General features: G+C 66.1%; 24 protein-coding genes and 1 pseudogene. 17 read left to right on the forward strand and 8 right to left on the reverse strand.

Annotated features, from left to right (window positions below):
- Positions 1–75 precede the first annotated feature (75 nt).
- The 12 genes from rpsA (at position 76) to BW39_RS06585 (ending at position 11989) form a co-directional block, all read left to right on the forward strand.
- Positions 76–1779, forward strand: a complete 1704-nt coding sequence (gene rpsA / locus BW39_RS06530; protein WP_288124655.1) for a 30S ribosomal protein S1 — start codon at positions 76–78, stop codon at positions 1777–1779.
- 90 nt (positions 1780–1869) lie between these two features.
- A complete protein-coding gene (locus tag BW39_RS06535; protein WP_013801626.1) occupies positions 1870–2211 on the forward strand; it encodes an integration host factor subunit beta in 342 nt (113 codons plus the stop codon).
- Between the two features lie 80 nt (positions 2212–2291).
- The gene (locus BW39_RS06540; RefSeq protein ID WP_013801625.1) at positions 2292–2612 is read left to right on the forward strand and encodes a LapA family protein; all 321 of its coding nucleotides are present in this window, start codon (positions 2292–2294) and stop codon (positions 2610–2612) included.
- Positions 2602–3777, forward strand: a complete 1176-nt coding sequence (gene lapB, locus BW39_RS06545) for a lipopolysaccharide assembly protein LapB (protein WP_043820625.1) — start codon at positions 2602–2604, stop codon at positions 3775–3777. The genes BW39_RS06540 and lapB overlap by 11 nt, the downstream gene beginning before the upstream one ends.
- Before the next feature lie 260 nt (positions 3778–4037).
- Positions 4038–4457: a ComEA family DNA-binding protein gene (locus tag BW39_RS06550; RefSeq protein WP_043820627.1), complete on the forward strand. Its 420-nt coding sequence runs from the start codon at positions 4038–4040 to the stop codon at positions 4455–4457.
- Positions 4458–4596: 139 nt separating this feature from the next.
- Complete coding sequence (locus BW39_RS06555) at positions 4597–7575, forward strand: monovalent cation/H+ antiporter subunit A (protein ID WP_034395005.1); 2979 nt, start codon at positions 4597–4599, stop codon at positions 7573–7575.
- On the forward strand, positions 7575–7940 hold the full coding sequence (locus BW39_RS06560; RefSeq protein ID WP_012206529.1) for a Na+/H+ antiporter subunit C: 366 nt from the start codon (positions 7575–7577) through the stop codon (positions 7938–7940). The genes BW39_RS06555 and BW39_RS06560 overlap by 1 nt, the downstream gene beginning before the upstream one ends.
- The gene (locus BW39_RS06565) at positions 7937–9733 is read left to right on the forward strand and encodes a monovalent cation/H+ antiporter subunit D (RefSeq protein WP_012206530.1); all 1797 of its coding nucleotides are present in this window, start codon (positions 7937–7939) and stop codon (positions 9731–9733) included. The genes BW39_RS06560 and BW39_RS06565 overlap by 4 nt, the downstream gene beginning before the upstream one ends.
- The gene (locus tag BW39_RS06570) at positions 9730–10221 is read left to right on the forward strand and encodes a Na+/H+ antiporter subunit E (protein ID WP_013801620.1); all 492 of its coding nucleotides are present in this window, start codon (positions 9730–9732) and stop codon (positions 10219–10221) included. Before BW39_RS06565 ends, BW39_RS06570 begins: the two co-directional genes overlap by 4 nt.
- Positions 10218–10496: a K+/H+ antiporter subunit F gene (locus tag BW39_RS06575; protein WP_012206532.1), complete on the forward strand. Its 279-nt coding sequence runs from the start codon at positions 10218–10220 to the stop codon at positions 10494–10496. The genes BW39_RS06570 and BW39_RS06575 overlap by 4 nt, the downstream gene beginning before the upstream one ends.
- The gene (locus BW39_RS06580; RefSeq protein ID WP_012206533.1) at positions 10493–10876 is read left to right on the forward strand and encodes a monovalent cation/H(+) antiporter subunit G; all 384 of its coding nucleotides are present in this window, start codon (positions 10493–10495) and stop codon (positions 10874–10876) included. The genes BW39_RS06575 and BW39_RS06580 overlap by 4 nt, the downstream gene beginning before the upstream one ends.
- A gap of 243 nt (positions 10877–11119) precedes the next feature.
- Complete coding sequence (locus tag BW39_RS06585; RefSeq protein ID WP_013801619.1) at positions 11120–11989, forward strand: LOG family protein; 870 nt, start codon at positions 11120–11122, stop codon at positions 11987–11989.
- Between the two features lie 69 nt (positions 11990–12058).
- Here BW39_RS06585 and BW39_RS06590 read toward each other — a convergent pair whose 3' ends face one another.
- The 6 genes from BW39_RS06590 to BW39_RS06615 all read right to left on the reverse strand — a co-directional run bounded on the left by BW39_RS06590 (position 12059) and on the right by BW39_RS06615 (position 19174).
- Entirely contained in the window at positions 12059–13240 is a 1182-nt protein-coding gene (locus tag BW39_RS06590) for an MFS transporter (protein WP_013801618.1), read from the reverse strand.
- A gap of 1 nt (position 13241) precedes the next feature.
- On the reverse strand, positions 13242–14732 hold the full coding sequence (locus BW39_RS06595; protein ID WP_043820639.1) for a DNA recombination protein RmuC: 1491 nt from the start codon (positions 14730–14732) through the stop codon (positions 13242–13244).
- A gap of 110 nt (positions 14733–14842) precedes the next feature.
- Positions 14843–15850 carry a 2-hydroxyacid dehydrogenase gene (locus tag BW39_RS06600; RefSeq protein WP_043820628.1) on the reverse strand — a complete coding sequence of 336 codons (1008 nt, stop codon included), beginning with the start codon at positions 15848–15850 and terminating at the stop codon, positions 14843–14845.
- A 37-nt stretch (positions 15851–15887) separates the two neighbouring features.
- Entirely contained in the window at positions 15888–17315 is a 1428-nt protein-coding gene (locus tag BW39_RS06605) for a sodium:proton antiporter (protein ID WP_013801615.1), read from the reverse strand.
- A gap of 61 nt (positions 17316–17376) precedes the next feature.
- Positions 17377–18597, reverse strand: coding sequence for a nicotinate phosphoribosyltransferase (gene pncB / locus BW39_RS06610; RefSeq protein ID WP_013801614.1), 1221 nt, complete (start codon positions 18595–18597; stop codon positions 17377–17379).
- Positions 18598–18712: 115 nt separating this feature from the next.
- On the reverse strand, positions 18713–19174 hold the full coding sequence (locus BW39_RS06615; RefSeq protein WP_034394994.1) for an acyl-CoA thioesterase: 462 nt from the start codon (positions 19172–19174) through the stop codon (positions 18713–18715).
- Between the two features lie 323 nt (positions 19175–19497).
- Here BW39_RS06615 and BW39_RS06620 point away from each other — a divergent pair, with 323 nt between their 5' ends.
- The 3 genes from BW39_RS06620 (at position 19498) to BW39_RS06630 (ending at position 22284) form a co-directional block, all read left to right on the forward strand.
- On the forward strand, positions 19498–20046 hold the full coding sequence (locus BW39_RS06620; protein WP_013801612.1) for a phasin family protein: 549 nt from the start codon (positions 19498–19500) through the stop codon (positions 20044–20046).
- A gap of 301 nt (positions 20047–20347) precedes the next feature.
- On the forward strand, positions 20348–21394 hold the full coding sequence (locus BW39_RS06625) for a Fe(3+) ABC transporter substrate-binding protein (protein ID WP_012206542.1): 1047 nt from the start codon (positions 20348–20350) through the stop codon (positions 21392–21394).
- 131 nt (positions 21395–21525) lie between these two features.
- Entirely contained in the window at positions 21526–22284 is a 759-nt protein-coding gene (locus tag BW39_RS06630; RefSeq protein ID WP_013801611.1) for a 3-hydroxyacyl-CoA dehydrogenase, read from the forward strand.
- Positions 22285–22422: 138 nt separating this feature from the next.
- Here BW39_RS06630 and BW39_RS06635 read toward each other — a convergent pair whose 3' ends face one another.
- Both BW39_RS06635 and BW39_RS06640 read right to left on the reverse strand, forming a co-directional pair.
- A complete protein-coding gene (locus BW39_RS06635; protein WP_043820630.1) occupies positions 22423–23277 on the reverse strand; it encodes a N(5)-hydroxyornithine transformylase PvdF in 855 nt (284 codons plus the stop codon).
- A 21-nt stretch (positions 23278–23298) separates the two neighbouring features.
- On the reverse strand, positions 23299–25014 hold the full coding sequence (locus BW39_RS06640) for a cyclic peptide export ABC transporter (protein ID WP_043820632.1): 1716 nt from the start codon (positions 25012–25014) through the stop codon (positions 23299–23301).
- A gap of 245 nt (positions 25015–25259) precedes the next feature.
- Between BW39_RS06640 and BW39_RS06645 the strand changes: the two genes are divergently transcribed.
- Complete coding sequence (locus BW39_RS06645) at positions 25260–26225, forward strand: alpha/beta hydrolase (RefSeq protein WP_043820635.1); 966 nt, start codon at positions 25260–25262, stop codon at positions 26223–26225.
- A 143-nt stretch (positions 26226–26368) separates the two neighbouring features.
- A pseudogene (locus tag BW39_RS06650) lies at positions 26369–26786 on the forward strand (hypothetical protein); the annotation flags it as partial.

A 26786-nucleotide genomic window follows, 5' to 3' on the forward strand; every position in this document is an offset into this window, starting at 1 on the left:
ACACAGTGGTTGAACCCACAACACCTCCGCAAACAGTCCTAGAAACGCCTGGCAATAGTGCCAGCGGAAACCTGCTTGCGGGCAAGGAAATACATGTCTGAATCTTTTGCCTCCCTGTTTGAAGAATCGCTGCAACGCACGGAAATGCGTCCTGGCGAGGTCATCACCGCTGAAGTCGTGCGCGTCGAGCACAACTTCGTCGTCGTGAACGCTGGCCTGAAGTCGGAAGCCTACGTGCCAATCGACGAATTCAAGAACGACCAGGGAGAAATCGAAGTCCAGGTGGGCGACTTTGTGTCGGTCGCCATCGGCTCGATCGAAAACGGCTACGGCGACACCATCCTGTCGCGCGACACCGCCAAGCGCCTGGCCTCGTGGCTGGCTCTGGAAAAGGCCCTGGAATCGGGCGAATTCGTGACCGGCACGACCTCCGGCAAGGTCAAGGGCGGCCTGACGGTGCTGGTCAACGGCATCCGCGCCTTCCTGCCCGGTTCGCTGATCGACACCCGTCCGATCAAGGACCTGACTCCGTACGAAAACAAGACGATGGAGTTCAAGGTCATCAAGCTGGACCGCAAGCGCAACAACGTGGTGCTGAGCCGCCGCGCCGTGGTCGAAGCCTCGATGGGCGAAGAGCGCGCCAAGCTGATGGAAACGCTGAAGGAAGGCGCCATCGTTCAAGGCGTGGTCAAGAACATCACCGAATACGGTGCGTTCGTGGACCTGGGCGGCATCGACGGCCTGCTGCACATCACCGACATGGCATGGCGCCGCGTGCGTCATCCCTCGGAAGTCGTGCAGGCTGGCCAGGAAATCACCGCCAAGATCCTCAAGTTCGACACCGAGAAGAACCGTGTCTCGCTGGGTCTGAAGCAAATGGGCGACGACCCGTGGATGGGCGTTTCGCGCCGCTACCCCTCGAGCACCCGCCTGTTCGGCAAGGTCACGAACATTGCCGACTACGGCGCGTTCGTCGAGCTGGAACCCGGCATCGAAGGCCTGGTGCACGTCTCCGAAATGGACTGGACCAACAAGAACATTGCTCCGACCAAGCTCGTTACCCTGGGTGACGAAGTCGAAGTCATGGTGCTGGAGATCGACGAAGACAAGCGTCGCATCTCGCTGGGCATGAAGCAGTGCAAGGCCAACCCCTGGCAAGAGTTCGCGCAGAACACCAAGCGCGGCGACCGCGTCAAGGGCCCGATCAAGTCGATCACCGACTTCGGCGTGTTCGTGGGTCTGGCTGCCGGTATCGACGGCCTGGTGCACCTGTCCGACCTGTCCTGGAACGAGCCCGGCGAAGCCGCCGTGCGCAACTACAAGAAGGGCCAGGAAGTCGAAGCCATCGTGCTGGCCGTGGACGTCGAGCGCGAGCGCATCTCCCTGGGCATCAAGCAGCTGGACAGCGATCCCTTCACGACCTTCGTGACCGTGAACGACAAGGGCCAGATCGTGTCGGGCAAGGTCAAGACGGTGGACGCACGTGGTGCTGAAATCGACTTGGGCGAAGACATCATCGGTTACCTGCGTGCTTCGGAAATCGCCGTGGACCGCGTGGAAGATGCCCGCTCGGTGCTGAAGGAAGGCGACGAGATCACCGCCGTGGTGGTCAATGTGGATCGCAAGACCCGCAACATCCAGCTGTCGATCAAGGCCAAGGACCAGGTCGACCAGCAAGAAGCCATGGCTTCCCTGTCCGCTCAGTCGGCCAAGGAAAACGCCGGCACGACCAGCCTGGGCGCCCTGCTGCGCGCCAAGCTGGACAACTCCGACAAGTAATCAGCAGCCAGTCTGCTGACCGCTGAAGGTCGGATGCGACGGGCGCCTCCGGGCGCCCGTCGCCATTTCAACCCCTGATTCCTATCCTTGATGACCCGATCCGATCTCGTCGAAGAACTCGCCGCCCGCTTTGGCCAACTGAGCCAGCGCGATGCCGAGCAGGCCGTCAAGACGATTCTTGACGCCGTCAGCGATGCCCTGGTGCGAGGCCATCGCATCGAAATCCGCGGCTTTGGCAGTTTCTCGGTCAACCATCGCCCGCCCCGCATGGGCCGCAATCCCCGCAGTGGCGAGGCCGTCCACATTCCGTCCAAGCGCGTGCCGCACTTCAAGCCCGGCAAGGCCCTGCGCGAAGCCGTGGACCTGCGCCCCGGTGCGGCCATCGATACAGACAACACAGGCTCCGGCACAGGCACCGGCCCTGCCGCCTGAAAGCGGGCTGACCGGCTGCGCGCGCCGCAGCCGCCCTCTCCGCCAGGCTCTAGAATCGTTCCCGTCACACAAGGGAACACATGAAGTACTTCCTGTGGCTGCTCAAGGCGGCCATTTTTTTTACGCTGTTCGCTTTCGCCCTGAACAACCAACAGGACGCGACGGTGCACTTCTTCTTCGGCACCTCCTGGACTGCGCCACTGGTACTGGTGGTGCTGGCCGCCTTCGCCCTGGGCCTGATCGTGGGCGTTCTGGGCATGGTGCCGCGCTGGCTCAAGCACCGCAACGCCGCGCGCTCGACCCAGGCCACGGTGCCTGCCGCGGCCGAGGCACCGGCAGCGGCCACGGCGCCCAAGCCCGCCCCATCCCCCATCCTGCCGGGCGACGTGCATGGAATTTGATCTGAGCTGGATATTGCTTGGGCTGCCCGTCGCCTTCGTGCTGGGCTGGCTGGCCTCGCGCTGGGACCTGAGGCAGATTCGCGCCGAAAACCGCCAGGCGCCCAAGGCCTATTTCAAGGGCCTGAACTTCCTGCTCAACGAGCAGCAGGACAAGGCCATCGACGCCTTCATCGAAGCCGTGCAGAACGACCCCGACACTTCGGAGCTGCACTTCGCGCTGGGCAACCTCTTCCGCCGCCGTGGCGAATACAACCGCGCTGTGCGCGTGCACGAACACCTGCTGTCGCGCGGCGACCTCAGCCGCGTGGACCGCGACCGCGCCCAGCACGCGCTGGCCCAGGACTTTCTGAAGGCAGGCCTGCTCGATCGTGCCGAGGACGCGCTGCGCCGCCTGGAAGGCACGGCCTTCGAGGCCGAAGCCCGCCTGGCCCTGCTGGCCATCTACGAACGCTCGCGCGACTGGACACAGGCCGCCGCCATTGCGCGCCGCATGCAGGAAGCCAACCAGGGCGACTTCAGCGGCCGCCTGGCCCACTACCTCTGCGAAGACGCCCAGGCCCTGTTGACCCAGGGCCAGCAGGCCGAGGCACTGCAGCGGCTGCAGCAGGCCATCACCACCGCCCCCCAGGCCGCACGCCCGCGCCTGGAGCACGCGCAGCTGCAGCACCGCATGGGGCAATCGGCCCAGGCCTTGCACACATTGGAAAGCCTGGCCGAGCAGTCCCCGGCCTCGCTGCCGCTGGCGGCTCAGCTGCTGGTGGACATTGCCGCCGCCACCGGCCAGCGCCAGCACATCCACCAACTGCTCAGCCAGCAGTACGAGCAGGCACCCTCGCTGGATCTGCTGCAGGCGCTGGTCGCGCTGGACGCTCAAATTGAAGAACAGAGCAACGATGGTGAAACCAGGGCACCGGGACGCGCACGCCTGGTCCAGCATCTGGACAGGGAGCCCTCCCTGGTGGCTGCCGCGCAGTGGCTGGCAGGCGAGAAGCTGGCCGAGGAGCAGTACCACCCGGCCGTGCAACGCGCGCTGGACCACGCGGCCAAGCCGCTGACCCGCTACCGCTGCGCGGCCTGCGGCTTCGAGGCACGCCAGCATTTCTGGCATTGCCCCGGCTGCCAGAGCTGGGACAGCTATCCGGCCCGGCGCGTCGAGGAGCTGTGATGCGGGGCAGGCGCGAGAGGCAGCTCCACCCCCTGCATCGCGTCACCCCCATTGGCAAACACCGCATGGACGGTGTATTTTCAGAGTATTCCTAGAAACCGCCTTGGCAGGCGCATGGCCATTGACTTTGCACACGTTCGGCCATGCCTGCACGGGCCTGCTGGCCCCCTTCACCGCCTAGCCGCACGCCAAGGCCCTGCATAAGATGCCTCTGGGTCGCAATGTTGCGGCCCTCAACATTTTGGGATCAGGAGGTTTGTATGTTCAGAAAACTGATGGCTGGCTTCATTGCACTGCTGTGGTCCGTGATGGCCCTGGCTGCCGTGGAGGTCAACAAGGCGAATGAAGCCGAACTGACATCCATCAAGGGCATTGGCCCGGCCATGTCGGCACGCATTCTAGAGGAGCGCAAATCCTCCGCCTTCAAGGACTGGCCCGATTTCATTGCCCGCGTCAAAGGCGTGGGCGAACCGACCGCCGCCAAGTTCTCGGGTGACGGCCTGACGGTCAATGGCACCAGCTACAAGGGCCAGGGAGCCAAGCCCGCTGCAAAGGATACGGCGGCCAAGGATGCCAAGGATGCCAAGGATACCAAGGACACGGCAGCCAAAGGCGCCAAGCCGACCAAGGACCAGGCCGCCAAACCGGCCACGCCGGCCAAGGCCGGCGCGGCCTCCTGAGTACGCCAACTGTCTCTATCCAACCCGCTTCGGCGGGTTTTTCATGCGTACTACCCTCGGGGTATGCGCGGCCATAGCCTGAAACATGCTCAGGTTTTCATAGCGAAGCAAAAAACCTTGCCCGTAAAATGAACCGCCCATGCCCCTGATCACCCTCATCCTCCTACCCTTCATCGGCAGCCTGATTGCCGCAATGCTGCCCGCCAATGCGCGCAATACGGAGTCAACGCTGGCCGGCGTCATTGCTCTGGGCTGCGCCATCCAGACGGCATTGCTGTTCCCCCAGATCGCCGATGGGGAGGTGCTGCGCCAGGAGATCGAGTGGCTGCCGGCACTGGGGCTGAATCTGGTGATCCGCATGGACGGCTTTGCCTGGATGTTCTGCATGCTGGTGCTGGGCATAGGCTCGCTGGTGGTGCTTTATGCGCGCTACTACATGTCGCCGGCCGATCCCGTGCCGCGCTTTTTCTCGTTTTTTCTGGCCTTCATGGGCGCGATGGCGGGCGTGGTGCTGTCGGGCAACATCATTCAGATTGCCTTCTTCTGGGAGCTGACCAGCCTCTTCTCCTTTCTTCTGATCGGATACTGGCACCATCGCAAGGATGCGCGCCGGGGCGCGCGCATGGCGCTGACGGTGACGGGAACGGGCGGCCTGGCCATGCTGGCCGGCATGCTGGTGCTGGGCCACATCGTGGGCAGCTATGACCTGGACAACGTGCTCATCGCCGGCCAGCAGGTGCGCGACCACCAGCTGTATCTGGTCGCCCTGGTGCTGATCCTGCTGGGCGCACTGACCAAGAGCGCGCAGTTCCCCTTCCACTTCTGGCTGCCGCACGCCATGGCCGCGCCCACGCCGGTGTCGGCCTACCTGCACTCCGCCACCATGGTCAAGGCGGGTGTGTTCCTGCTGGCGCGCATGTGGCCCGTGCTGGGTGACACCGATGCCTGGTTCTGGCTGGTGGGCGGAGCCGGCGCGGCAACGCTGCTCATCGGTGGCTATCTGGCCATGTTCCAGCACGATCTCAAGGGATTGCTGGCCTATTCGACGATTTCCCACCTGGGCCTGATCACGCTGCTGCTGGGCCTCAACAGCAAGCTGGCCGCCGTGGCTGCGGTGTTCCACATCATGAACCACGCGACCTTCAAGGCCTCGCTGTTCATGGCCGCAGGCATCGTTGACCATGAAAGCGGCACGCGCGATATCCGCCGCCTCTCGGGCCTGCGGCACATGATGCCCATCACGGCCACGCTGGCCTGCGTGGCCAGCGCGGCCATGGCGGGCGTGCCGCTGCTCAACGGCTTCCTGTCCAAGGAAATGTTCTTCGCCGAAACCGTCTACCTGGACGCTGCTCCCTGGGTGCGCACGGCCCTGCCCGTGGCCGCCACGGTGGCCGGCATGTTCAGCGTGGCCTATTCGCTGCGCTTCACCATCGACGTCTTCTTCGGCCCCAAGGCCACCGACCTGCCGCACGAGCCGCACGAGCCGCCGCACTGGATGCGCGTGCCCGTCGAATTGCTGGTGCTGGCCTGCCTGGTGGTGGGCATGCTGCCGGCATGGGCGGTGGGCAGCTTCCTTGCAGCGGCAGCCACGCCTGTGGTCGGCGGCGATCTGCCCGAGTACAGCCTGGCCATCTGGCACGGCTGGAACATGCCCTTGATCATGAGCCTGGTCGCCCTGATTGGCGGCATCCTGCTGTACATGCTGCTGCGCTGGCAGCGCCAGGCCGGCCATATCGATACCGCACCGCTGGTGGGCACGCTCAGCGGCCAGCGCATCTTCGAGAACCTGCTGGCCCGCCTGTCCCTGCTGGGCCGCTGGTCGCGCCGGCGCCTGTCCACCATGCGCCTGCAGTGGCAGATGCTGTGGCTGGTCTGCACCGCCGTGCTGGCGGGCGTTCTACCGCTGTGGCTGCAGGGCATCAAGCTGGGCGATCGGGGCATGCTGCCGCTGTCGCCCGCCTTCGTGCTGCTGTGGTCGGTGGGCATTCTCTGCGCCCTGGGCACGGCCTGGAAGGCCAAGTACCACCGGCTGACCGCGCTGATCATGCTGGGCGGTGCCGGCCTGTGCACCTGCCTGACCTTCCTGTGGTTCTCGGCACCCGATCTGGCGCTGACCCAGCTGGTGGTCGAGGTCGCCACCACGGTGCTGATGCTGCTGGGCCTGCGCTGGATGCCCAAGCGCGACAAGAGCCTGCACATTCCCGTGCTGTCCGCCGAGCTGCGTGCGCGCTCGCGCCGCATGCGCGACCTGCTGCTGTCGCTGGTGGCCGGGGGCGGCATGGCCTGGCTGGCCTTCGCCATGATGAGCCGCCCCTTCTATGACGGCGCCTCCACCTTCTTCCTCGAACATGCGCTCAGCGACGGCGGCGGCACCAATGTGGTCAACGTCATGCTGGTGGACTTCCGTGGCTTCGACACCTTCGGCGAAATCGTGGTGCTGGGCATCGTGGCCCTGGTGGTCTATGCCCTGCTGCGGCGCTTTCGCCCAGCCCGCGAGACGCTGGACCTGCCCGAACAGCAGCGCTACGTGCCAGGCGACCTGCAGACCGATCTGTTCAATCCGCGCAATGCCGGCGATACAGCCGTGGGCTACCTGATGGTGCCCGCCGTGCTGGTCCGCCTGCTGCTGCCTTTCGCGGCCCTGGTCTCGGTCTACATCTTCATGCGCGGCCACAACGAACCCGGAGGCGGCTTCGTCGCCGGCCTGGTGTTCTCGGTCGCCTTGCTGATGCAGTACATCATCTCCGGCACGCAGTGGGTCGAGGCCCACTTGCCGATCTTCCCGCGCCGATGGATCGGTGTCGGCCTGCTGTTCGCACTGGGTACCGGCATGGGCTCCATCGTGGCCGGCTATCCCTTCCTCACCAGCCACACCTTCCATATGACCCTGCCAGTCGTCGGCGACGTGCATCTCGCCAGCGCCCTGTTCTTCGACATCGGTGTGTTCTCGCTGGTGGTGGGCGCGACCATGCTCATTCTGACGGCCATCGCCCACCAATCGGTGCGCAGCCACCGCTACCACGCCCGCCTGCTGGAGGAGCAGCAACAACAGGCCGAGGAGGCCGAAGCCGCCGTGCAGCAGGCCACCGCCGCAGCCCTGGCGCGAGGAGGTTTCTGATGGAAGTCGTGCTTGCCATTGCCATCGGCGTACTGACCGGCTCGGGCGTGTGGCTGCTGCTGCGCCCACGCACCTACCAGGTCATCATGGGGCTGGCCCTGCTGTCGTATGCAGTCAACCTGTTCATCTTCAGCATGGGCCGCCAGGGCCTGGCCATTGACAAGGAGCCCGTGCTGCGGGCCGGCGTACCGCAGGATCTCGCGCACTATGCCGATCCCATGCCCCAGGCGCTGGTGCTCACGGCCATCGTGATCGGCTTTGCCATGACGGCGCTGTTCCTCGTGGTGTTGCTGGCCTCGCGCGGCACCACCGCCACCGACCATGTGGACGGAGCCCATTCCCGCACCGAGCAGGAGATGCCATGAACGAGCTGACTGCCCGTCTCATGCCGCACCTGATGCTGGCGCCCATCGTGCTGCCCATGCTCTCGGCAGCGCTGATGCTGCTGCTGCGCGAGGAGCGCCAGCGCGTGAAGTTCGCCCTCGGCCTGGTGTCTACCGTGCTGGGCCTGGGCGTGGCCGTGCTGCTGATGCTGTGGACCGACCAGGCCGGCGCACCCGTCAACCTGGGCGTCTACATGCCGGGCAACTGGCCCATGCCCTTCGGCATTTCGCTGGCGCTGGACCGCCTGACCGGCATGATGCTGGTGCTGACCTACACGGTGGCCCTGGCCTCGCTGATCTTCTCCAGCGCCCGCTGGCACCGCGCGGGGATGCACTTTCACTCGCTGTTCCAGTTCCAGCTGATGGGCCTGAGCGGCGCCTTCCTCACGGCGGACCTGTTCAACCTGTTCGTGTTCTTCGAGATCATGCTCGCGGCCTCTTACGGCCTGTTGCTGCATGGCTCGGGCCGGGCTCGCATCCAGGCGGGCCTGCACTACATCGCCATCAACCTGGCCGCCTCGTCGCTGTTCCTCATCGGCGTGTCCATGCTCTACGGCCTGACCGGCACGCTGAACATGGCCGACCTGGCGCGCGCCATTCCCCAGATCAGCAGTGCCGACCGCGGGCTGCTGCATTCGGCAGCGGCCATCCTGGGCATCGCCTTCCTGACCAAGGCGGCCATGTGGCCGCTGAACTTCTGGCTGGTGCCGGCCTACAGCGCGGCCACCGCGCCCGTCGGTGCCGTGTTCGCGCTCATGACCAAGGTGGGCGTCTACGTGGTGCTGCGGCTGTGGACGCTGCTGTTCAGTTCCGAGGCCGGCTCCTCCGCCCTGTTCGGCAGCACCTGGCTGATCGTCGGCGGCATGCTGACCATGGCCTTCGGCGGCCTGGGCATGCTGGGCTCGCAGCGCCTGACGCATATCGCGGGCTTTGCGGCCATCCTGTCGTCAGGCACCCTGCTGGCTGCCACGGGCTTTGGCCAGAATGCACTGACGGCGGGGCTGCTGTACTACCTGCCCAGCTCCACCCTGGCCGTGAGCGCGCTCTTCCTGATTGCCGACGTGGTGGACCGCTGGCGCGTGGACGACGACGCGGGCGAGCCCTATGAAGACGATGAGGCGCCCTTCCTCAACGCCGAGCTGCTTCCCACCGAAGGGTTCAACCTCGACGAATCCGAAGAGGTGCTGATCGGCCGCGCCATTCCCGCCGCAGCCGCCTTCATCGGCCTGAGCTTCATGCTGGCCACCCTGGTGGTTACCGGCCTGCCCCCGCTGTCGGGCTTCGTGGGCAAGTTCGCCATGCTGTCTGCCCTGCTCAACCCGCTGGGCCTGGGCAACTCCAGTGGCTTCCAGGCCGGCTGGGCCGGCTGGGTGCTGGTGGCGCTGATGATCATCACCGGGCTGCTGGCCCTGCTGTCGCTGGTGCGCGCCGGCATACGCCACTTCTGGGCGACCGAGGAGCAGAACTCCCCCTCGCTGCGCGTGGTCGAAGGCCTGCCCATCGCCTTGCTGCTGGCCTGCTGCGTAGCACTGACGATGCGCGGCGGCGAACTGATGGGCTACACACAGCGCGCAGCCGATGCGCTGCTGGCGCCCGATGTCTATGTGCGCTCCGTCATGGGCACGCAGCCCGAGCCCAGCCCGGCAGAAAAGAAGGCTCGCCTGGAAGCCGGCCCTGAAGGCGCGGCACGCGCCGCGGCCCAGGCCAGTGGCGCGCCCATACCCGCAGGCATAGGCGATGCAGGCACGACGGCGGGCAAGGAGGATTCCCGATGATGAAAACCCTGCTGCCCGCGCCGCTGCTGTCGGTGGCGCTGTTCCTGCTGTGGCTGCTGCTCAACCGTTCGTTCAGCAGCGGACAGATCCTGCTCGGTGCATTGCTGGGCCTGCTGCTGCCGCTGCTGCTGCGCGGCCTGCGCCCCTTGCCCGTGCGGGTGCGCCATCCGCTGACCATCCTGCGCCTGGCGCTGCGCGTGGTCTGGGACACCTCGTTGTCCAACTTCAACGTCGTGCGGTTCATGCTGTTTCCGGGCATGCGCAAGCACCCGGCCAACTTCGTGCGCATCCCGCTGGAACTGCGCGACCCCAACGGTCTGGCCGTGCTCGCCATGATCGTGTGCATCACGCCCGGCACGGCCTGGGCCGAGATCTCGCGCGACCGCTCGCAGCTCATGCTGCATGTGCTGGAGGTCGATGATCCCGAGGAGATCGTCCAGCACGTCAAGCGTTGCTATGAGCGCCCCCTGATGGAGATTTTCGAATGATGCCCTGGTTCCACTGGACTTTGATGTTCGCGCTGGGCCTGCTGGTCGCGGCCATGGGCTGCGCCGTGCTGCGCCTGCTCAAGGGCCCGCACGCCCAGGACCGCGTGCTGGCGCTGGACTGCATGTACCTCAACGGCATGCTGGCCATGCTGCTCATGGGCATCATCTACGACAGCACAAGCTACTTCGAGGCGGCCTTGCTGGTCGCGCTGTTCGGCTGCGTGGGCTCCACCGCCATGGCCAAGTTCCTGCTGCGCGGCGAGGTGATCGAATGACGCCGGAGACCACACTGCCGCTGTGGTGCCAGATCCTGGTTGCCGCGCTGGCGCTGGGCGGCGCCATCATCGCCTTCCTGGGCTCCATGGGACTGTGGCGGCTGGGCAGCTATTTCGAGCGCGTGCATGCGCCCTCCATCATCGCCACCATGGGCTGCTGGCTGATCATGCATGCCACCTGGATCTACTTTTCCGTCAGCGGCCAGAGCCTGGCCGTGCATGCGCTGCTGATTGCGGTCTTCATTTCCGTGACCGTGCCCATCACCACCATCTTCCTGATGCGCGCAGCCCTGTTCCGCGCGCGCCGTGCGGGCCAGGACGTGCCGCCGCCGCTGAGCACCGTCGTGCGCAACGAACCGGCCGAGCACCCGGACGTCTGAAATCGCTTGCGGCGCCTGAAAATGCCCGCCCATTGCCGGTGGCGGGCCCCAGGCCCAAGCCCTGCCCAACTGCTCAGCATACGAATCTGCCACCGGCCCCGTCAATGCGCAAAGCAACGGATACGCGAGCCCCGCGGCTATGAGTTTGTGAGCGTATAGTGCAGTCATCATCTGCGCTGGCAACGCATTTGATGGAACGGCCACAGGCGTGGCCGCCCTGGGTTTTTCTGTGTACGAGGGTTCATGCAAATCTCTTCCCCCCTGACCGATACCGATCTGGCCAACGGCTGGTCGGCCCTTCACAACCAGGCGCACAACGGCATGGCATTGCAGCAGAATTCCAATCGCCTCGCCTTCGCGGACCCGGAATTCATGTTCCGCCGCGAGACCCGCGGCATCCGCATGCAGCTGGAGCTGCTCAAGCCCGACCTGGCGCAGATCGAACGCGGCATAGAAAACACCGTCGTGGTCTATGGCAGCGCGCGCTTCGTGGACCTGGAGCAGGCCGAGCAGCAACTGGCCGACGCGCAGGCCAGCGGCGATGCACAGCGCATTGCAGTGGCCGAGCGCGCCGTGCGCAACGCCCACCGCTACGAGCAGGCCCGCGCCTTCACGCGCATCGTGGCTGCCGACAGCCTGAACCAGCCGCCCGAGGAGCGCCTCTACATCTGCACCGGCGGCGGCCCCGGCATCATGGAGGCGGCCAACCGTGGCGCCCATGATGTGGGCGCACCCAGCATCGGCCTGAACATCGAGCTGCCGCACGAGCAAAACGGCAACCGCTTCATCTCGCCGGACCTGAGCTTCAAGTTCCACTACTTCGCCTTGCGCAAGATGCATTTCATGATGCGCGCCAAGGCCCTGGTGGCCTTCCCCGGCGGCTTCGGCACACTGGACGAGCTGTTCGAGGTGCTGACCCTGATGCAGACCGGCAAGACGCATTCCGTGCCCGTGATCCTTTTTGGCACCGAGTTCTGGAAGCGGCTGCTCAACATCGACCTGATGATCGAGGAAGGCACGATCTCGCCCAAGGACCTGCAGCTGTTCCGCTATACCGATGATCCGGTGGAGGCCTGGGCGCTGATCAAGCAGTTCCACGCTGGCGGCTGGTAAGCCGCAGCGGCCGGCAGGCCGCCACCGCATCGCAAGGCGATCTGCGCACCAAGGCGCAGGTCGCCTTTTTCATTCCGGCTTGCGCGGCGGCAGCCCCATGAACCAAGCCGTGCGGATGCCCGAGGCCACGGCCGCGCCCACCACCCAGAACAGCGCAGACACGCCGATCAGCGCCCCCGCCGAGCCGAACAGCACGGGCATGGCCACGCTGGAGGCATTGATGGCCATGAGCCGCAGGCCCAGCGCCTCGCCATGGCGGTGCTCGGGCGTGATCTGGTGCAGCATGCTCATGACCATGGGCTGCACCGAGCCCAGCGAAAAGCCCAGCAGCACCGAGCACACGCCCATGGTCAGTGCCGAGTCCATGAAGGGGTACAGCGCAAAGACGAAGGCGGTGATGGCCATGGCACCGGAGATCACGGCGCCTTCGCGCAGGCGCTCGGCCACCAGCGGCATGGCCAGGCGGATGGCGGCGGCCGCCACGGCAAAAATGCCCAGCAGCGTGCCGATGACCGAGGCGCTCAACCCCTTCTCATGGCCCAGCAGCGGCAGCACGAAGGTGTGCACATCCCAGCACGCCGACTGCAGCCAGTTGACCAGCAGCAGGTTGCGGAAGTTGCGGTCGCGCAGCAGGTCCCAGGCATGCTGCTTGGGGCCGCCGATGGGCGCACGCACGGGTGGCAGCTCCTGCGTGTGGCGCACCCAGCTCCAGGCCAGCACGGGCACCAGGGCCAGCAGGCCGAAGGCGACGCGGTAGCCCATGGTGCTGCCCTCGCCGCCAAAATTCGCGTGATCGATCAGCAGCCCCGTGCTGAAAGGCCCGATGAAGTTGGAGATGGCCGGACCTATGGCCAGCCAGCTGAACACCTTCTTGAGCGCCAACGCATCGTGGGTGACCCGCCCTGCATGGCGCTGCACGGCAATCACCACCGCGCCGCTGGCACCGCCCGTCAGCAGCGCCACCAGGCACAGCACGGGATAGACCGGAAACGCCAGCGCCAGCGCACAGCCGCCGCTGGCCGCCAGCATGGAGAGGAAAAACGGCTTGCGAAAACCATGCTTGTCCGCAAAGCGCCCGGCCGGCAGCGCCAGGAACACCTGGGTCAGCGCAAACAGCGCCAGCAAGATCCCCACGGCCGCCGCGCTGTAGCCCTGCTGCAGCGCCAGCAAAGGCGCGGCCAGCCGCATGCCGGCCATGGTGGCGTGCACGCTGACCTGGGCCATGATGACTTTGAACAGCGCCAGATTCATCTCAGTCCTGCTCCGACCCTGGCTCCATGCCTGCCGCCGTGTCCTTGTCGTCCGGCAGACCGGGCAGCCCTGCGCTCGAGGCCGGCGCGGGCAGCTCCTGCACATCGCGCAATTGCCGCTGGATGGCGCGCGTGCGCACACCCACCTGCTCGAAGCGCTTGGCGGCGGCATCGATGGATTTGCGCGTGGCATCCACCACTTCGCCGAACTTGGCGAACTCGGTCTTGACCTGGCCCAGCACGGCCCAAACCTCGGACGATCGCTTTTCGATGGCCAGCGTCTTGAAGCCCATCTGCAGGCTGCTGAGCATGGCCGCCAGGTTGGCCGGGCCGGTGACCATCACGCGGCAGCCGTTCTGTACGGCCTCGACCAGGCCGGGGCGGCGCATGACCTCGGCAAACAGGCCTTCCGTGGGCAGGTAGAGCACGGCAAAGTCCGTGGTGTGGGGCGGGCTCACATACTTGCCATGGATCTTGCGGGCCTCGAACTTGATCGATGCCTCGAAGGCATTGCCGGCCGAGGCAATGGCGGCCTTGTCGGCCGCATCCTGGGCGTCGAGCAGGCGCTGGTATTGCTCGACCGGGTACTTGGCATCGATGGGCAGCCAGACCGGCGTCTCGTCGCTGCGCCCGGGCAGGCGGATGGCGAACTCCACCATATCGTCGCTGCCGGGCACGGTCTTGACGTTGCGCGCGTACTGCTCGGGTGTGAGCACGTTCTCGATGATGGCGCCCAGCTGCAGCTCGCCCCAGGTGCCGCGCGTCTTCACATTGGTCATCACGCGCTTGAGGTCGCCCACGCTGCCGGCCAGTGTCTGCATCTCCCCCAGGCCCTTGTGCACCTGCTCCAGCCGGTCGCTGACCAGCTTGAACGATTCGCCCAGGCGCTGCTCCAGCGTGGCATGCAGCTTCTCGTCCACCGTGCGCCGCATCTCCTCCAGCCGCGCCGCGTTGTCCGACTGGATGGTGGCAAGGCGCTCGTTGAGCGTGCCGCGCAGCTGCTCGGCATGGACCTGGCTGGATTGCGCCAGCCCGCCCAGCTGCTGCTGGATGTCGGTCTTGAGGGAGTCCAGCGTGCTGCGCGTGGTCTGCGCCAGCGCCTCGAAACGCTCCTGCACATGGGCGTTGAAGCGCTGCGTGCTTTCGCCCTGGGCCTCGCGGGCCTGGGCGCTGTCGGCGGCCAGGCGCATCGTGAGCCGGCCCAGCTCCATGCGAAAGGCCGCCAGCGCCTCGCCCTGCTCGCGCCGCGCCGCCTGGGCATCGAGCTGGGCCTGGGCCAGATGGGCCTGCAGTTGCTGCGATACGCGGTCCAGACCGCCGTCGCTCTTGGCCACGGCCATCTGCGTGGCCTGGGCGCCGCGCTCGAGCTGCTGCAGCCGCACATCCAGCATCTGCAGCGCCTGCAGCAACTGCTGCGGCGCCACCCCGTCATCGCGCTGCGCCGAGCGCCTGCACAGCAGCCAGATCACGGCCGCCTGCCCCAACAGCAGCACGGCCCATGCCGCCCACCACACTCCGGATATCTGGGTCAAGATCTTGCTTCAGCTCCATGCAGCGGGAAACGGCCAGGGCCTGCCTTCCCGCGATTGTCGGAATACGGCACTCAGGCCCTGGCGCGCGCGCCTGCGGCCGCCGCCTCGGGCTGGTTGACGGGCGTGCGCGGGCCCTTGCCGCTCAGAAAGTCGATCAGGTTGTCAGCTGCCAGCTCGGCCATGGCGCTGCGCGTGCCCATGGTGGCGCTGGCGATGTGCGGGGTCAGCACGACATTGGGCACGGTCAGCAGGTCGGGATGGACCGAGGGCTCGCCCTCGAACACGTCCAGGCCGGCGGCGGCAATGGTCCTGTCGCGCAGCGCCCTGGCCAGCGCCGCGTCATCGACGATGCCGCCACGCGCGATGTTGATCAGCGTGGCCGTGGGCTTCATCCTTGCGATTTCGGCCGCGCCTATGGTGTGGTGGTTTTCCTTGGTGTAGGGCAGCACCAGCACCACATGGTCGGCCATGGCCAGCAGCTCGTCCTTGCCCAGGTAGCCGGCCTTGCATTCGGCTTCCAGCTCGGGCGACAGGCGCGAGCGGTTGTGATAGACCACCTTCATGCCGAAGCCATGCGCACCGCGCCGGGCAATGCCCTGGCCGATGCGGCCCATGCCGATGATGCCCAGCGTGCTGCCGTGCACTTCCGAGCCGGCGAACAGGTCGTAGCGCCAGGAGTTCCACTTTCCGGCGCGCAGGTAGTGCTCGCTCTCGGTCACGCGGCGGGCCGTGGCCATGAGCAGGGCGAAGCCGAAGTCGGCCGTGGTCTCGGTCAGCACGTCGGGCGCGTTCGTGCCCTGCACGCCCGCAGCCGTCATCGCGGGCACGTCGAAGTTGTTGTAGCCCACGGCCATGTTGGCCACGACCTTCAGGCGCGGGCAGACCGCCAGCAGTGCCGCATCGATGGTCTGCGAGCCGGTGGTCAGGACGCCGTCCTTGTCCTGCAGATGCGCGGCCAGCTCCTGCGGGCTCCAGACCACGTCGTCCTGGTTGGACTCGACCTCGAAGTGCTGCTCCAGCTTGCGCACCACCTCGGGCGGGATGGCGCGGGCGATCAGGATGCGGGGTTTGCTTGCCATGTCTGTCTCTTTCCTTGTCTTGGCGGGAGGCGGTTCTTCAGCGGAACCAGATGAAGCTCATCAATACGAACAGCGGCACCAGAATGCCCAGCGACCAGGCCATGTAGCCGAAGAAGCTGGGCATCTTCACGCCGCGCTCCTCGGCAATGGCCTTGACCATCAGATTGGGCGCGTTGCCGATATAGGTGTTGGCACCCATGAACACCGCGCCCGCGGAGATGGCCGCCAGCGTGGAGGCCATCGTGGTCATCAGCTGCGCGGCGTCGCCCCCTGCGGTATTGAAGAACACCAGGTAGGTCGGCGCGTTGTCGAGGAAGGAGGACAGCAGGCCCGTGGCCCAGAAGTACATCAGCGGATCGGGCGTGCCGTCGGCGCGCGTGACGGCGCCCACGATGGCGCCGAACGGCCCGCCCGTGCCCGCCTTGAGCATGGCGATCACGGGGATGATGGTCAGGAAGATGCCCGCGAACAGCTTGGCCACTTCCTGCATGGGCCCCCAGCCGAATTCGTTGGCCTGGTGCACGCTGCGCGGCGTGAGCCGCAGGGACAGCAGCGCCACCACGATCAGGCCCGCATCGCGCACCAGCCCCGGCAGGCCCACATGCGTGCCGGCCAGCACCAGCCCCGCATCGGTGCGCCACAGGCCGCTCATCAGCACCAGGGCCACCACGGCCAGCAGCAGCGCGAAGTTCACGCTGCCATCGAAGCCCAGGCGGCTGGCGCGGCCCGAGGCGTCGATGCTGGGCGTGGGATCGGGCAGGTCCGCCTCGCCGGCCTTGCGCAGCAGCCAGGTGTCGATCGCGTAGAACAGTGCCAGCAGCACGCCGACCAGGAACAGGGTCTCGGTGAAGATGTGGCGCACCGTCCAGAAGAAGTCCACGCCCTTGAGAAAGCCCAGGAACAGCGGCGGGTCGCCCAGCGGCGTCAGCGAGCCTCCGGCATTGGAGACGATGAAGATGAAGAACACCACCACATGCACCTGGTGCCTGCGGTTGTCGTTGGCGCGCAGCAGCGGCCGGATCAGCAGCATCGATGCGCCCGTGGTTCCCATGAAACTGGCCAGCACGGCGCCGATGGCCAGGATGGCCGTGTTCAGCCCCGGCGAGCCCTTGAGATTGCCGCGCACATAGATGCCGCCCGACACCGTGTACAGCGCCGTCAGCAGGATCACGAAGGGCAGGTACTCGGCCAGCAGCGCATGCACCAGGTTGGCCAGGGCCGCACCCGCACCGAACACCGCTGCAAAGGGCAGCAGGAAGGCCAGCGCCCAGGCCGCCGTCAACTTGCCGAAATGCCGGTGCCAGAAATGCGGAGCCGCCAGCGGCACCAGGGCAATCGACAGCAGCATGCCCGCAAAGGGCACGCCCCAGAGCACCGACAGCTGGCCGCCATCGATCTCGGCCGCCAGGGCCCAGGAGGGCACGCAGGCGACAAGCAGCACCAACAATCCACGCAAGGCCTTCATGGTCCCGTCTCCTCTTTGTTCTGTATTCACTGTCCCCTCCTGGCAGCGGGCCGCGCAGCGATCAAGTCTGTGCCGCGGGCGCCGCGATCTCGAACACCTGGCGCAGATAGGCCAGGTATTTCTCGTCGTCGCACATGCTCTTGCCCGGCGTGTCCGAGAGCTTGGCCACGGGCTGGCCGTTGCAGCGCGTCATCTTGATGACGATCTGCAGCGGCACATGGTCGGGCGCGTCGCCCAGGTCATTGGTCAGGTTGGTGCCGATGCCAAAGGCCAGCTGGCAGCGCCCGTGGAAGCGCTGGAACAGCTCGATGGTGCGCGGCACCGTCAGGCCGTCGCTGAAGATCAGCGTCTTGGTCAGCGGGTCGATGCGGTTGGCGCGGTAGTGGGCCAGCAGCCGCTCGCCCCACTCGAACGGGTCCCCGCTGTCATGGCGCGCGCCATCGAAGAGCTTGCAGAAGTACAGGTCGAAATCGCGCAGGAAGGCCGACATACCGTAAACGTCCGACAGCGCAATGCCAAGGTCGCCCCGGTACTCGCGCGCCCAGGACTCGAAGCCGAAGATCTGGCTGTCGCGCAGGCGCGGACCCAGCGACTGGCAGGCCTGCAGGTATTCATGGGCCAGCGTGCCCAGGGGCCGCACGCCCAGCTTCATGGCATACAGCACGTTGCTGGTACCCGCGAACTGCCCCTCGGACTCCGCGGATGCGCCGGGCCGGCCCAGGCGTGCGCACAGCACGCGCAGCACCTCTTCATGCCAGGCCCGCGAAAAGCGGCGGCGCGTGCCGTAGTCGGCAATCTTGAGCTGCTCCAGGCCCGGCTGCTGCAGCAGCGCGATCTTGGCATCCAGCCGGCGCCGGCCCTCGGGAAAATCGGGCACCGGCTGGGTGTTGCGGAAGTACACCTCGTTGACGATGGCCAGCACGGGAATCTCGAACAAGATGGTGTGCAGCCAGGGCCCGCGGATGGTGATGTCGATCTCGCCGCTGGGCAGCGCCTGCACCGTGACGCACTTCTCGTTGAGGTGGAACAGGCTCAGGAAATCGACGAAATCGCTCTTGATGAAGCGCAGCGAGCTCAGGTAGGCCAGCTCCGCATCCTGGAACCGCAGGCTGCACAGCGAGCGGATCTCGGCCCGGATCTCGTTCACATAGGGCGCAAGCTGCACTCCGGGATTGCGGCACTTGAAACGGTACTCGACCTGTGCCCCGGGAAACTGGTGCAGCACCACCTGCATCATCGTGAATTTGTACAGGTCGGTATCGAGCAGGCTGGTGATGATCATGGACAGAGCCGGGCGGTAAGCGCCCAAGCGGTCAGATGGCAGACAGCTTTCGAGTGTAGGCCATCCACACGCCGCCGCGCTGCGAGCGGGCGCCTTGCATGCGCCCCGAACGCCATCAACCGCGCAGCAACGGCTCCAGCACCCGGCGCAGCGCCTGTGGAATCTGGGCAGGCCGGCGCGTCTGCCGGTCCACATAGACATGGACGAAATGCCCGGCTGCGGCCGACAGCGGCTCACCCTGTGCAAACAGCCCCACCTCGTAGCGCACGCTGGAGCCGCCGATGCGGGCCACGCGGATGCCGGCCTCCACCTCCTGCGGAAAGGCCAGCGGGGCGAAGTAGTTGCATTGGGTCTCTATGACCAGTCCTATCGTCTCGCCCGCATGAATGTCCAGCGCGCCCTGCTCTATCAGATGGGCATTCACCGCCGTATCGAACCAGCTGTAATAGACGACGTTGTTGACGTGCCCGTAGACATCGTTGTCCGACCAGCGCGTGCTGATGCGTCGGAATGCCGCATAGGCCGAACGGGGCTGCGGCGCGGGGCGGCTCGGGGGCGATTCATTCATGGCGGCCATTGTGCCGCCGGCCGAATGCGCCCTGTCCCCGGACACTGTCGCCATCACGACGCGCACTGCGGCCAATCACTCGCCAGGTGAGTAAGCATGCAAACTGAAAAATGTCGTCAAACCGACATAAAACCAATTCAAAATCAAAGACTTACAAAAAACCCACAGCTTTCCGGATTTTTTTGCTGCACCGCAGCATCAGGTACTTGATTCCTTTTTTGCAATCCCTACAATAAGACCCATGCTGCACTGCAACATGACACTCAGTCAGGTCAGCGCAGGCAATTCCCCGTAACCCGAGACCCCTGTGGTCCGTTTTTCTGGAGACTGACATGAGCTTGACCCCTGACCAAATCCTGAGCGCACAAAAGGCCAACCTGGAAACCCTGTTCGGCCTGACGAGCAAGGCCTTCGAAGGCGTTGAAAAGCTGGTGGAACTGAATGTGACCGCCTCGCGCGCCGCACTGACCGAAGCCGCCCAGCACACCCAGGCTGTCCTGAGCGTCAAGGACGCACAGGAACTGCTGTCGCTGCAGGCCAACCTGTTCCAGCCCCTGGCTGAAAAGACCGCTGCCTACAGCCGTCACCTGTACGACATCGCCAGCGGCACCGGCGCCGAACTGGCCAAGACCTTCGAAAGCCAGGCTTCCGACCTGCAAAAGAACTTCAGCGCCCTGGTGGACACCACGGCCAAGAACGCACCCGCCGGTTCCGAAACCGCCGTTGCCGTGATGAAGAGCGCCGTGTCGGCTGCCAACAATGCCTTCGAGTCGGTGCAAAAGGCCGTCAAGCAGGCTTCGGACCTGGCGGAAGCCAACTTCACGGCCGTGACCAACACCGCCAACGAAGCCGTCCAGTCGGCCCAGACCCGCAAGCGTTGATCACGCTGTCTTACAACGAGGCTGCGTGCAAGAATCAGTGATTACCCGCATAATTGCACGCATCCCGGGTCGAAAGACCTGACCAGTTGTCTCCTTGGATCCTCTTGAAACCCCCGTTTCTGGATCCTTTCAAACCCAGTCTTTGGACTGGGTTTTTTTTCGTGCGCTTTTTCGCGCGCCATGGCTCGCGGCCCACCAGGGACCACCGCGCACAAGCCCTTAGACGGGCCCCACCCTTTATTAAGAACAATTCGCGTTTGACCTATCATCGCGCTTTGCCAACAAAGAGAGGCCTGTCTTCATGTCGAAATCCCTGAAAGCCCTGTTTGCCGCTTGCGCCCTGGTGGCTGCCGGCACAGCCATTGCCGACTCCCAGGTCGTCAACCTCTACTCCGCGCGCCACTACTCCACGGACGAGGAGCTGTACAACGGCTTCACCAAGGCCACCGGCATCAAGATCAACCGCGTGGACGGCGACGACGCCGGCATCATTGCGCGCCTGAAGGCCGAAGGCCAGGCCTCGCCGGCCGACGTGATCCTGCTGGTCGATGCCGCACGCCTGTACCGCGGCGAGGTCGATGGCCTGTTCCAGCCCATCCACTCCAAGCTGCTGGAAGACGCCATCCCCTCCAACCTGCGCGCCCAGCCCACGGCCGATGGCATCAGCTGGTTCGGCCTGTCCACACGTGCCCGCGTCATCGTCTACAACAAGGCCAAGGTCCAGCCCGCCGACGTGCAGAACTACGAATCGCTGGCCGACCCCAAGTTCAAGGGCCAGCTGTGCATCCGCTCGGGCTCGCACCCCTACAACCTGAGCCTGTTCGGCACCGTGGTCGAGCACATGGGCGACCAAAAGGCCGAAGGCTGGATCCAGGGCATGAAGGCCAACCTGGCCCGCCCGCCCAAGGGTGGCGACACCGACCAGATCAAGGCCGTGGCCTCGGGCGAATGCACCATCGGCGTGACCAACAGCTACTACCTGGCGCGCATGATGCGTTCGGGCAAGCCTGAGGACCAGGCCGTGGTCGGCAAGATCGGCGTGGTCTTCCCCAACCAGTCCAGCTGGGGCACGCACCTGAACATCGCGGGCGGCGCCGTGGCACGCCACGCCAAGAACAAGGACAACGCCGTCAAGTTCCTGGAGTACCTGGCCAGCCCCGCCGCCCAGAACTACTTTGCCAACGGCAACAACGAGTGGCCCGCAGCCAAGGGCGTGGAACTGGACAACCCCGCACTCAAGGAAATGACCGGCGGCAAGCCCTTCAAGAGCGAGACCATCCCGATCACGGCCGTGGGCAAGAACATGACCAAGGTCCAGCAAATGCTGGACCGCGCCGGGTTCCAGTAACCCCCATCGCGCCCATCACCAGCCCGGCACTGCCGGGCTTTTTCTTGGGCGCGACATGGCTGCGGCCGGGGCTGCATGCATAATTTGAGAGTTACGTTTACGTCAACGTCAGATAACCAAGGAGACATTCCATGCAGATCAAGGACCGGGTATTCATCGTCACGGGCGGCGCCTCCGGGCTGGGCGAAGGCACGGCGCGCATGCTGGCGGCCGAGGGCGGCAAGGTGGTGATTGCCGACATGCAGGCGGACAAGGGCGAGGCCGTGGCGCGCGAGATCGGTGGCGTCTTCGTCAAATGCGATGTGAGCCAGGAGGCCGATGGCCAGGCCGTGGTGGACAAGGCCGTGAGCCTGGGCAAGCTGGCAGGCCTGGTCAACTGCGCAGGCATTGCGCCCGCCGAGAAGACCGTGGGCAAGAACGGCGCGCACAACCTGGCGCTGTTCTCCAAGACCATCACGGTCAACCTGATCGGCAGCTTCAACATGATCCGCCTGGCCGCCACCGCCATGTCGGCCAACGAGCCCGAGAGCACGGGCGAGCGCGGCGTGCTGATCTCCACGGCCAGCGTGGCGGCCTACGACGGCCAGATCGGCCAGGCGGCCTATGCGGCGTCCAAGGGCGGCGTGGTCGGCATGACGCTGCCCATTGCGCGTGATCTGGCGCGCAACGGCATCCGCAACATGACGATTGCCCCCGGCATCTTCGGCACGCCCATGCTGTTCGGCATGCCGCAGGAAGTGCAGGACGCGTTGGCCGCCGGCGTGCCCTTCCCCAGCCGCCTGGGCACGCCCCAGGACTATGCCAAGCTGGTGCGCCACATTCTGGACAACGACATGCTCAATGGCGAGGTGATCCGGCTGGATGGGGCCATTCGTCTGGCGCCGAAGTAAGCACCCCCTGAGCGGCTGCGCCGCTTCCCCCTCTCTTTCTCGCTTCGCGAGGGAGGGGGACGACACCCTCGCGGCGGGGCGGCCCTTGCTCGGTGTCCCTCGCTTTGGGCCGTGCCGGTTTTTGAGATACGCGCGTTGTCACACCGTGGTGTCTGCAGGCGTGTCTGCAGGCGCTCTGGCCATCATCTCCAGCCCCTTGCGCAATGCAGGGAACAGGCTGTGCTGGAAGTTGTTCCAGCGCAGTTCGAGGATGGTGTCTTCGGGATCGATGTCGGTGCCCAGCACGTCGGCGATGACTTCGCCGGAGTCGATGCCGTTGTCCACGTAGTGAAAGGATGCGCCGGTCTTGAACAGGGGCGGGACCGGGCGCTGTTCCATGGTCTTCCAGTCCACGATCTTGTAGCCCTGCGCGCCATGCAGCGCGTCCAGCGTGGCACAGGCCCCCCGGCGTTCATAGGGTGATTCCAGCCGCGTGATGCCGGGGTGGATGTTGGCGATCCTGCGGTGGAACAGGGCCCCGGGCCGCACTAGCCGGTCCAGGATGACGAGCAGGCCGTCCAGCACCACCCGCTCGGCACCCAGCTGCACCAGCCGGTCCTGCAGTTGTGCCTCGAACATCTGCTTGCCCGCGGCGCGCTGCGGATCGTTCAGCGGCAGGCGCCGGTAGGAGGACGGCACGGCCATGAGCAGGTCATTGACCCTGCGCCCCTGGATGCGCAGGTCCGGCGGATAGAACCAGCGACCGCCTGGCTGGTAGTGAAATCCGTAGTCGCCGATTTTTTCGCGGTCGCGCGGCGAGGCCTCGTCGTCGTCGTGGATCACGGCCTCCAGGCTGTAGATATCGCCCAGCGGGCTGGTGTCCAGCAACTCGCCCAGGTATTCGAGCGGCGACTTCATGTAGCGCGTTGTGCCCTTGTAGGCGATGTGCTGGCCGGCCTGGTCGGCGGCGGCGTTTCTCAGGGACCAGATGTAGACGAGTTTTGTCTTTGCCATGTTCGTGGATTCAGCAGGAATTCAGATGTCGGCCAGCGCGCCTTGACTGGCGGGACTGGCCGATGCAGCCGCCACCGGCTGCGCCCCTTCTTGCGGCAGGACCATGCGGCCCGCCTCCATGCGCACGATGCGGTCGGCCAGGTGGAAGTAGCGATCGTCATGGGAGATGACCACCAGCAGGTGGCCCCTGGCGCGCAGCTCGGGCAGCAGCTCGGTGTAGAACAGGTGGCGGAAGCTCGGGTCCTGGTCGGCCGCCCATTCGTCGAAGACCAGCACGGGCCGGCCCTCCAGATAGGCGTGGACCAGGGCCAGTCGCTTGCGCTGGCCGGTGGACAGGTCGATGGTGCTGAAGCTGCCGTTGCGCACGCTGACCTTGTGGGCGATCTCCAGCCGCTGCAGGTAGGGCAGCGCGGCCTCGGGCAGCGCGGCGGCCTGGCCCTCTTCGCCGCCGGCCACCAGGTCCTCGAACAGGTAGAAGTCCGAGAACACCGTGGTGAACAGCTGGCGGTAGTCGTCGCGCGCCAGGGCCGTGACCGGCTGGCCGTCATGCAGGATCTCGCCCTGCTGGGGCGCGTACAGGCCCAGCAGCAGCTTGATCAGCGTGGTCTTGCCCGAGCCGTTGTCGCCCACCACAAAGACCAGTTCGCCCTTGCCCAGCTTCAGGTCGATGGGGCCGATCTCGAAGGCCTTGCCGCCTTCGGGCGCATCGAAGGCATAGCGCACGCCCCGCAGCTCTAGGCCGTGGTCCAGGCGGACCTCGCCGGGCGGGCTGTCCAGGTGCAGGTGCGGCTCGGGGCTGGCAAAGCGTGCCGACAGGTCGGCAATGCGCTGCAGCGCCACCTTGGCACGGCCCAGGTTGGGCAGCGCGCCCGCGATCTGGTCCATGGGGCCCTTGAGGAACAGCAGCACCAGCACGAAGCCGCTGAGCACCACGGGCTCGGTGGTGCGCAGCGCGGCCCAGCCCAGGATGAGGGCGATCAACAGAAAGAACAGCGCCGAACCGAAGGCCGTGGCCAATACATAGGTATTGATGGCGCGGCTGTTGATGCGGCGGATGGCATCCACGGTGGAGCCAATCTGCCCGTCGAAGATGCGGCCCCGGCGCGCGCGGTGCATGCGCAGCTCCTTGGCGCCTTCGCTGATTGCGCGGTAGGCCTTGTGCAGCACTTCCTCGTGATCGCGCGCCTTCCAGAACCCCGCCACGCCGCGTGACTGCGCCAGCGCCTGCAGGCTCACGCCCAGCACCAGCGCCACCACCAGCATGGCAAACAGCGGCGGCGACAGCAGGGCCAGGTAGGCCAGGCAGCCCAGCGCAATGGCCAGGGCAATCACGTTGGAGGCCAGCACGAAGGCCACGTCGCTGATCATGTCCACGTCCTGCGTGAGCACGGGCATGAGGCGGTGCGTGCGGTAGCGCTCCAGCGCGTCGATGGGCGCGGCCAGGATCTTGCCGGCCAGTTCCTTGCGCAGCTGCGCCACCAGACGCTGCCCCACGAAATTGCCCGACATGTCGGACGTGGCCCGGCACACCAGCACGGTGGCGCACAGGGCGATGAAGGTCAGCAGCAGCCCGCCCGCCAGCCCACCGGGGCGGTTGAGTACCTGGTTGATGGTCGCCAGCAGCACCACCGTGGCCCCACCCGCGCAAATTCCCGTGACCACGGACAGCGCCATCCACGGCAGGAAGGGCCTGAGCAGGCGCAGTACCTCGGAGGGCGGTCGGCTGGCGTTTTCCATAAGGGATTCCTCTGGCGCCCGTGGGCGCATGACCTTGCAATGCCGGCGCGGCCCGGCGTTTCCTGGAGCGCGGCGCACGGCGAGCACTCCCTACTCCCTGCAAGACGTGCGTGCGCCAAAAATGTTCACCGCCCAGGCGATGAACAAATTCCGCCGGCCTGCGTCATCACGAAGAAGGGGCAGCGCGGGCGCCCTGCCCTGCACCGGCCCGCTTTGCTTTGTCTGCCGCACACCCGAAGGACGCCATGGCTCTCCACCCCGACCTGCAAGCATTTCTTGAACTCGCCAACGCCCAGGCATCCAGCCGCCCGCGCATGAGCCAGATGACGGCAGCGCAGGCGCGCGCCGCCTACGACAACGCCACGCTGGCGCTGGACCTGCCGGGCGACGATCTGCCCGCCGAGGACCTGGATCTGCCCACGCGCGACGGCGCGCGTATCCGTGCCCGGCTCTACCGCGCAGCCCCTGCACACACAGCCGCGCCCTGCCTGCTGTTTTTTCACGGCGGCGGCTACGTGCTGGGCGGGCTCGACTCGCATGACAGCCTGTGCCGCAGCCTGGCGCTGGGCACGCCCTGCAATGTGCTGGCCATCGACTACCGGCTGGCGCCAGAGCACCGCTTTCCCACAGCCTTCCTCGACGCAGAGGACGCCCTGGCCTGGCTGCTGGAGCACGGCGGCCGCCATGGCCTGGACGCGCAGCGCCTGGCCATTGGCGGCGACAGCGTCGGGGGCACGCTGGCCACGGCCCTGTGCATCGCCGCGCGCGACGCGGGCATGCCCCAGCCCTTGCTGCAGTTGCTGCTCTACCCCTGCACGGCAGCGCAGCAGGACAGCGACTCGCATGCGCGCCTGGCCACCGGCCATCTGCTGGAAGGTGACACCCTGGCCTGGATGTTCGGCCAATACCTGCGCAGCGATGCGGACCGGCAGGACTGGCGCTTTGCCCCCCTTCAGGCATCCGACCTGGGCCGGCTGGCCCCCACGCTGATGGTGCTGGCCGAGTACGACCCGCTGATCGACGAAGGAAAGCGCTATGCCGAGCGGCTGCAGGCCGCCGGCGTGGCCGTGGACCTGCAGATCTACGCCGGCATGGTCCATGACTTTGCGCGGCTGGGCGCCCTCACCGAAGAGACCGAGGTGCTGCGCGACCGGCTCTGTAAGGCACTGGCCCATGCCTTCCAGGCGGCCCGCAGCCCGGCCCTGGCATGAACATTTGCCGCGCCTGCGCGTCATCCCGGTCATGAGGCTGCCTTGTGTCCCTTGCGTCCCTTGTGTCCCTTGTGTCCCTTGTGCCCTTGCCCGAGCCCCGACCCGTGTCCCGCACGCGGGGCACTCCATCTGAAAGAGTCCACGTGCGTCCAGTCGAAGCCACCGCTACACCGTCACCAGACGCCTCCGGCGCCAGCTACCTTGCCCATGCAGGCGCCGAGACGATCAGCGTCTTCGGCGATGGACAGCGGCTGCGCCTGGAGCGTTCGGGGTCCGTGGATGCCGGCAGGCCCGGCAAGCCCAGTCTCTGGAACCTGTCGCCCACGGCCGCACCAGGCCTGATGCAGCTGCAATGGCTGGGCCCCTGCTCGGGCATGCCCGAAGCGGATGAACTGCTGGCCGCGCTGCAGGCAGGCTTTGGCCTGCATCCCGATACGCAAGCCATCGAGCTGTCCCTGCCCCGGCTGCCGCCCGGCCTGCGCGACAGCATTGCCACAGTGCAGCCGGGCCAGGGACAGCTGGATGGCTTGCGTATCGGGATGCAGGCCAAAGCCTGCGTGG

The sequence above is a fragment of the Delftia sp. RIT313 genome (assembly GCF_000632165.1).
GTDB classification, from domain to species: Bacteria; Pseudomonadota; Gammaproteobacteria; order Burkholderiales; family Burkholderiaceae_C; genus Comamonas; species Comamonas acidovorans.

What these genes read in the sequence shown, in the direction of transcription:
- BW39_RS06625 (WP_012206542.1), top strand. Translation starts at nt 20,348, where the DNA reads ATGTCGAAATCCCTGAAAGCCCTGTTTGCCGCTTGCGCCCTGGTGGCT.
- BW39_RS06535 (WP_013801626.1), top strand. Translation starts at nt 1,870, where the DNA reads ATGACCCGATCCGATCTCGTCGAAGAACTCGCCGCCCGCTTTGGCCAA.
- BW39_RS06585 (WP_013801619.1), top strand. Translation starts at nt 11,120, where the DNA reads ATGCAAATCTCTTCCCCCCTGACCGATACCGATCTGGCCAACGGCTGG.
- BW39_RS06635 (WP_043820630.1), bottom strand. Translation starts at nt 23,277, where the DNA reads ATGGCAAAGACAAAACTCGTCTACATCTGGTCCCTGAGAAACGCCGCC.
- BW39_RS06550 (WP_043820627.1), top strand. Translation starts at nt 4,038, where the DNA reads ATGTTCAGAAAACTGATGGCTGGCTTCATTGCACTGCTGTGGTCCGTG.
- BW39_RS06555 (WP_034395005.1), top strand. Translation starts at nt 4,597, where the DNA reads ATGCCCCTGATCACCCTCATCCTCCTACCCTTCATCGGCAGCCTGATT.
- BW39_RS06630 (WP_013801611.1), top strand. Translation starts at nt 21,526, where the DNA reads ATGCAGATCAAGGACCGGGTATTCATCGTCACGGGCGGCGCCTCCGGG.
- BW39_RS06565 (WP_012206530.1), top strand. Translation starts at nt 7,937, where the DNA reads ATGAACGAGCTGACTGCCCGTCTCATGCCGCACCTGATGCTGGCGCCC.
- BW39_RS06605 (WP_013801615.1), bottom strand. Translation starts at nt 17,315, where the DNA reads ATGAAGGCCTTGCGTGGATTGTTGGTGCTGCTTGTCGCCTGCGTGCCC.
- BW39_RS06600 (WP_043820628.1), bottom strand. Translation starts at nt 15,850, where the DNA reads ATGGCAAGCAAACCCCGCATCCTGATCGCCCGCGCCATCCCGCCCGAG.
- BW39_RS06645 (WP_043820635.1), top strand. Translation starts at nt 25,260, where the DNA reads ATGGCTCTCCACCCCGACCTGCAAGCATTTCTTGAACTCGCCAACGCC.
- pncB (WP_013801614.1), bottom strand. Translation starts at nt 18,597, where the DNA reads ATGATCATCACCAGCCTGCTCGATACCGACCTGTACAAATTCACGATG.
- BW39_RS06590 (WP_013801618.1), bottom strand. Translation starts at nt 13,240, where the DNA reads ATGAATCTGGCGCTGTTCAAAGTCATCATGGCCCAGGTCAGCGTGCAC.
- BW39_RS06640 (WP_043820632.1), bottom strand. Translation starts at nt 25,014, where the DNA reads ATGGAAAACGCCAGCCGACCGCCCTCCGAGGTACTGCGCCTGCTCAGG.
- BW39_RS06575 (WP_012206532.1), top strand. Translation starts at nt 10,218, where the DNA reads ATGATGCCCTGGTTCCACTGGACTTTGATGTTCGCGCTGGGCCTGCTG.
- lapB (WP_043820625.1), top strand. Translation starts at nt 2,602, where the DNA reads ATGGAATTTGATCTGAGCTGGATATTGCTTGGGCTGCCCGTCGCCTTC.
- BW39_RS06560 (WP_012206529.1), top strand. Translation starts at nt 7,575, where the DNA reads ATGGAAGTCGTGCTTGCCATTGCCATCGGCGTACTGACCGGCTCGGGC.
- BW39_RS06540 (WP_013801625.1), top strand. Translation starts at nt 2,292, where the DNA reads ATGAAGTACTTCCTGTGGCTGCTCAAGGCGGCCATTTTTTTTACGCTG.
- BW39_RS06620 (WP_013801612.1), top strand. Translation starts at nt 19,498, where the DNA reads ATGAGCTTGACCCCTGACCAAATCCTGAGCGCACAAAAGGCCAACCTG.
- BW39_RS06580 (WP_012206533.1), top strand. Translation starts at nt 10,493, where the DNA reads ATGACGCCGGAGACCACACTGCCGCTGTGGTGCCAGATCCTGGTTGCC.
- BW39_RS06570 (WP_013801620.1), top strand. Translation starts at nt 9,730, where the DNA reads ATGATGAAAACCCTGCTGCCCGCGCCGCTGCTGTCGGTGGCGCTGTTC.
- BW39_RS06615 (WP_034394994.1), bottom strand. Translation starts at nt 19,174, where the DNA reads ATGGCCGCCATGAATGAATCGCCCCCGAGCCGCCCCGCGCCGCAGCCC.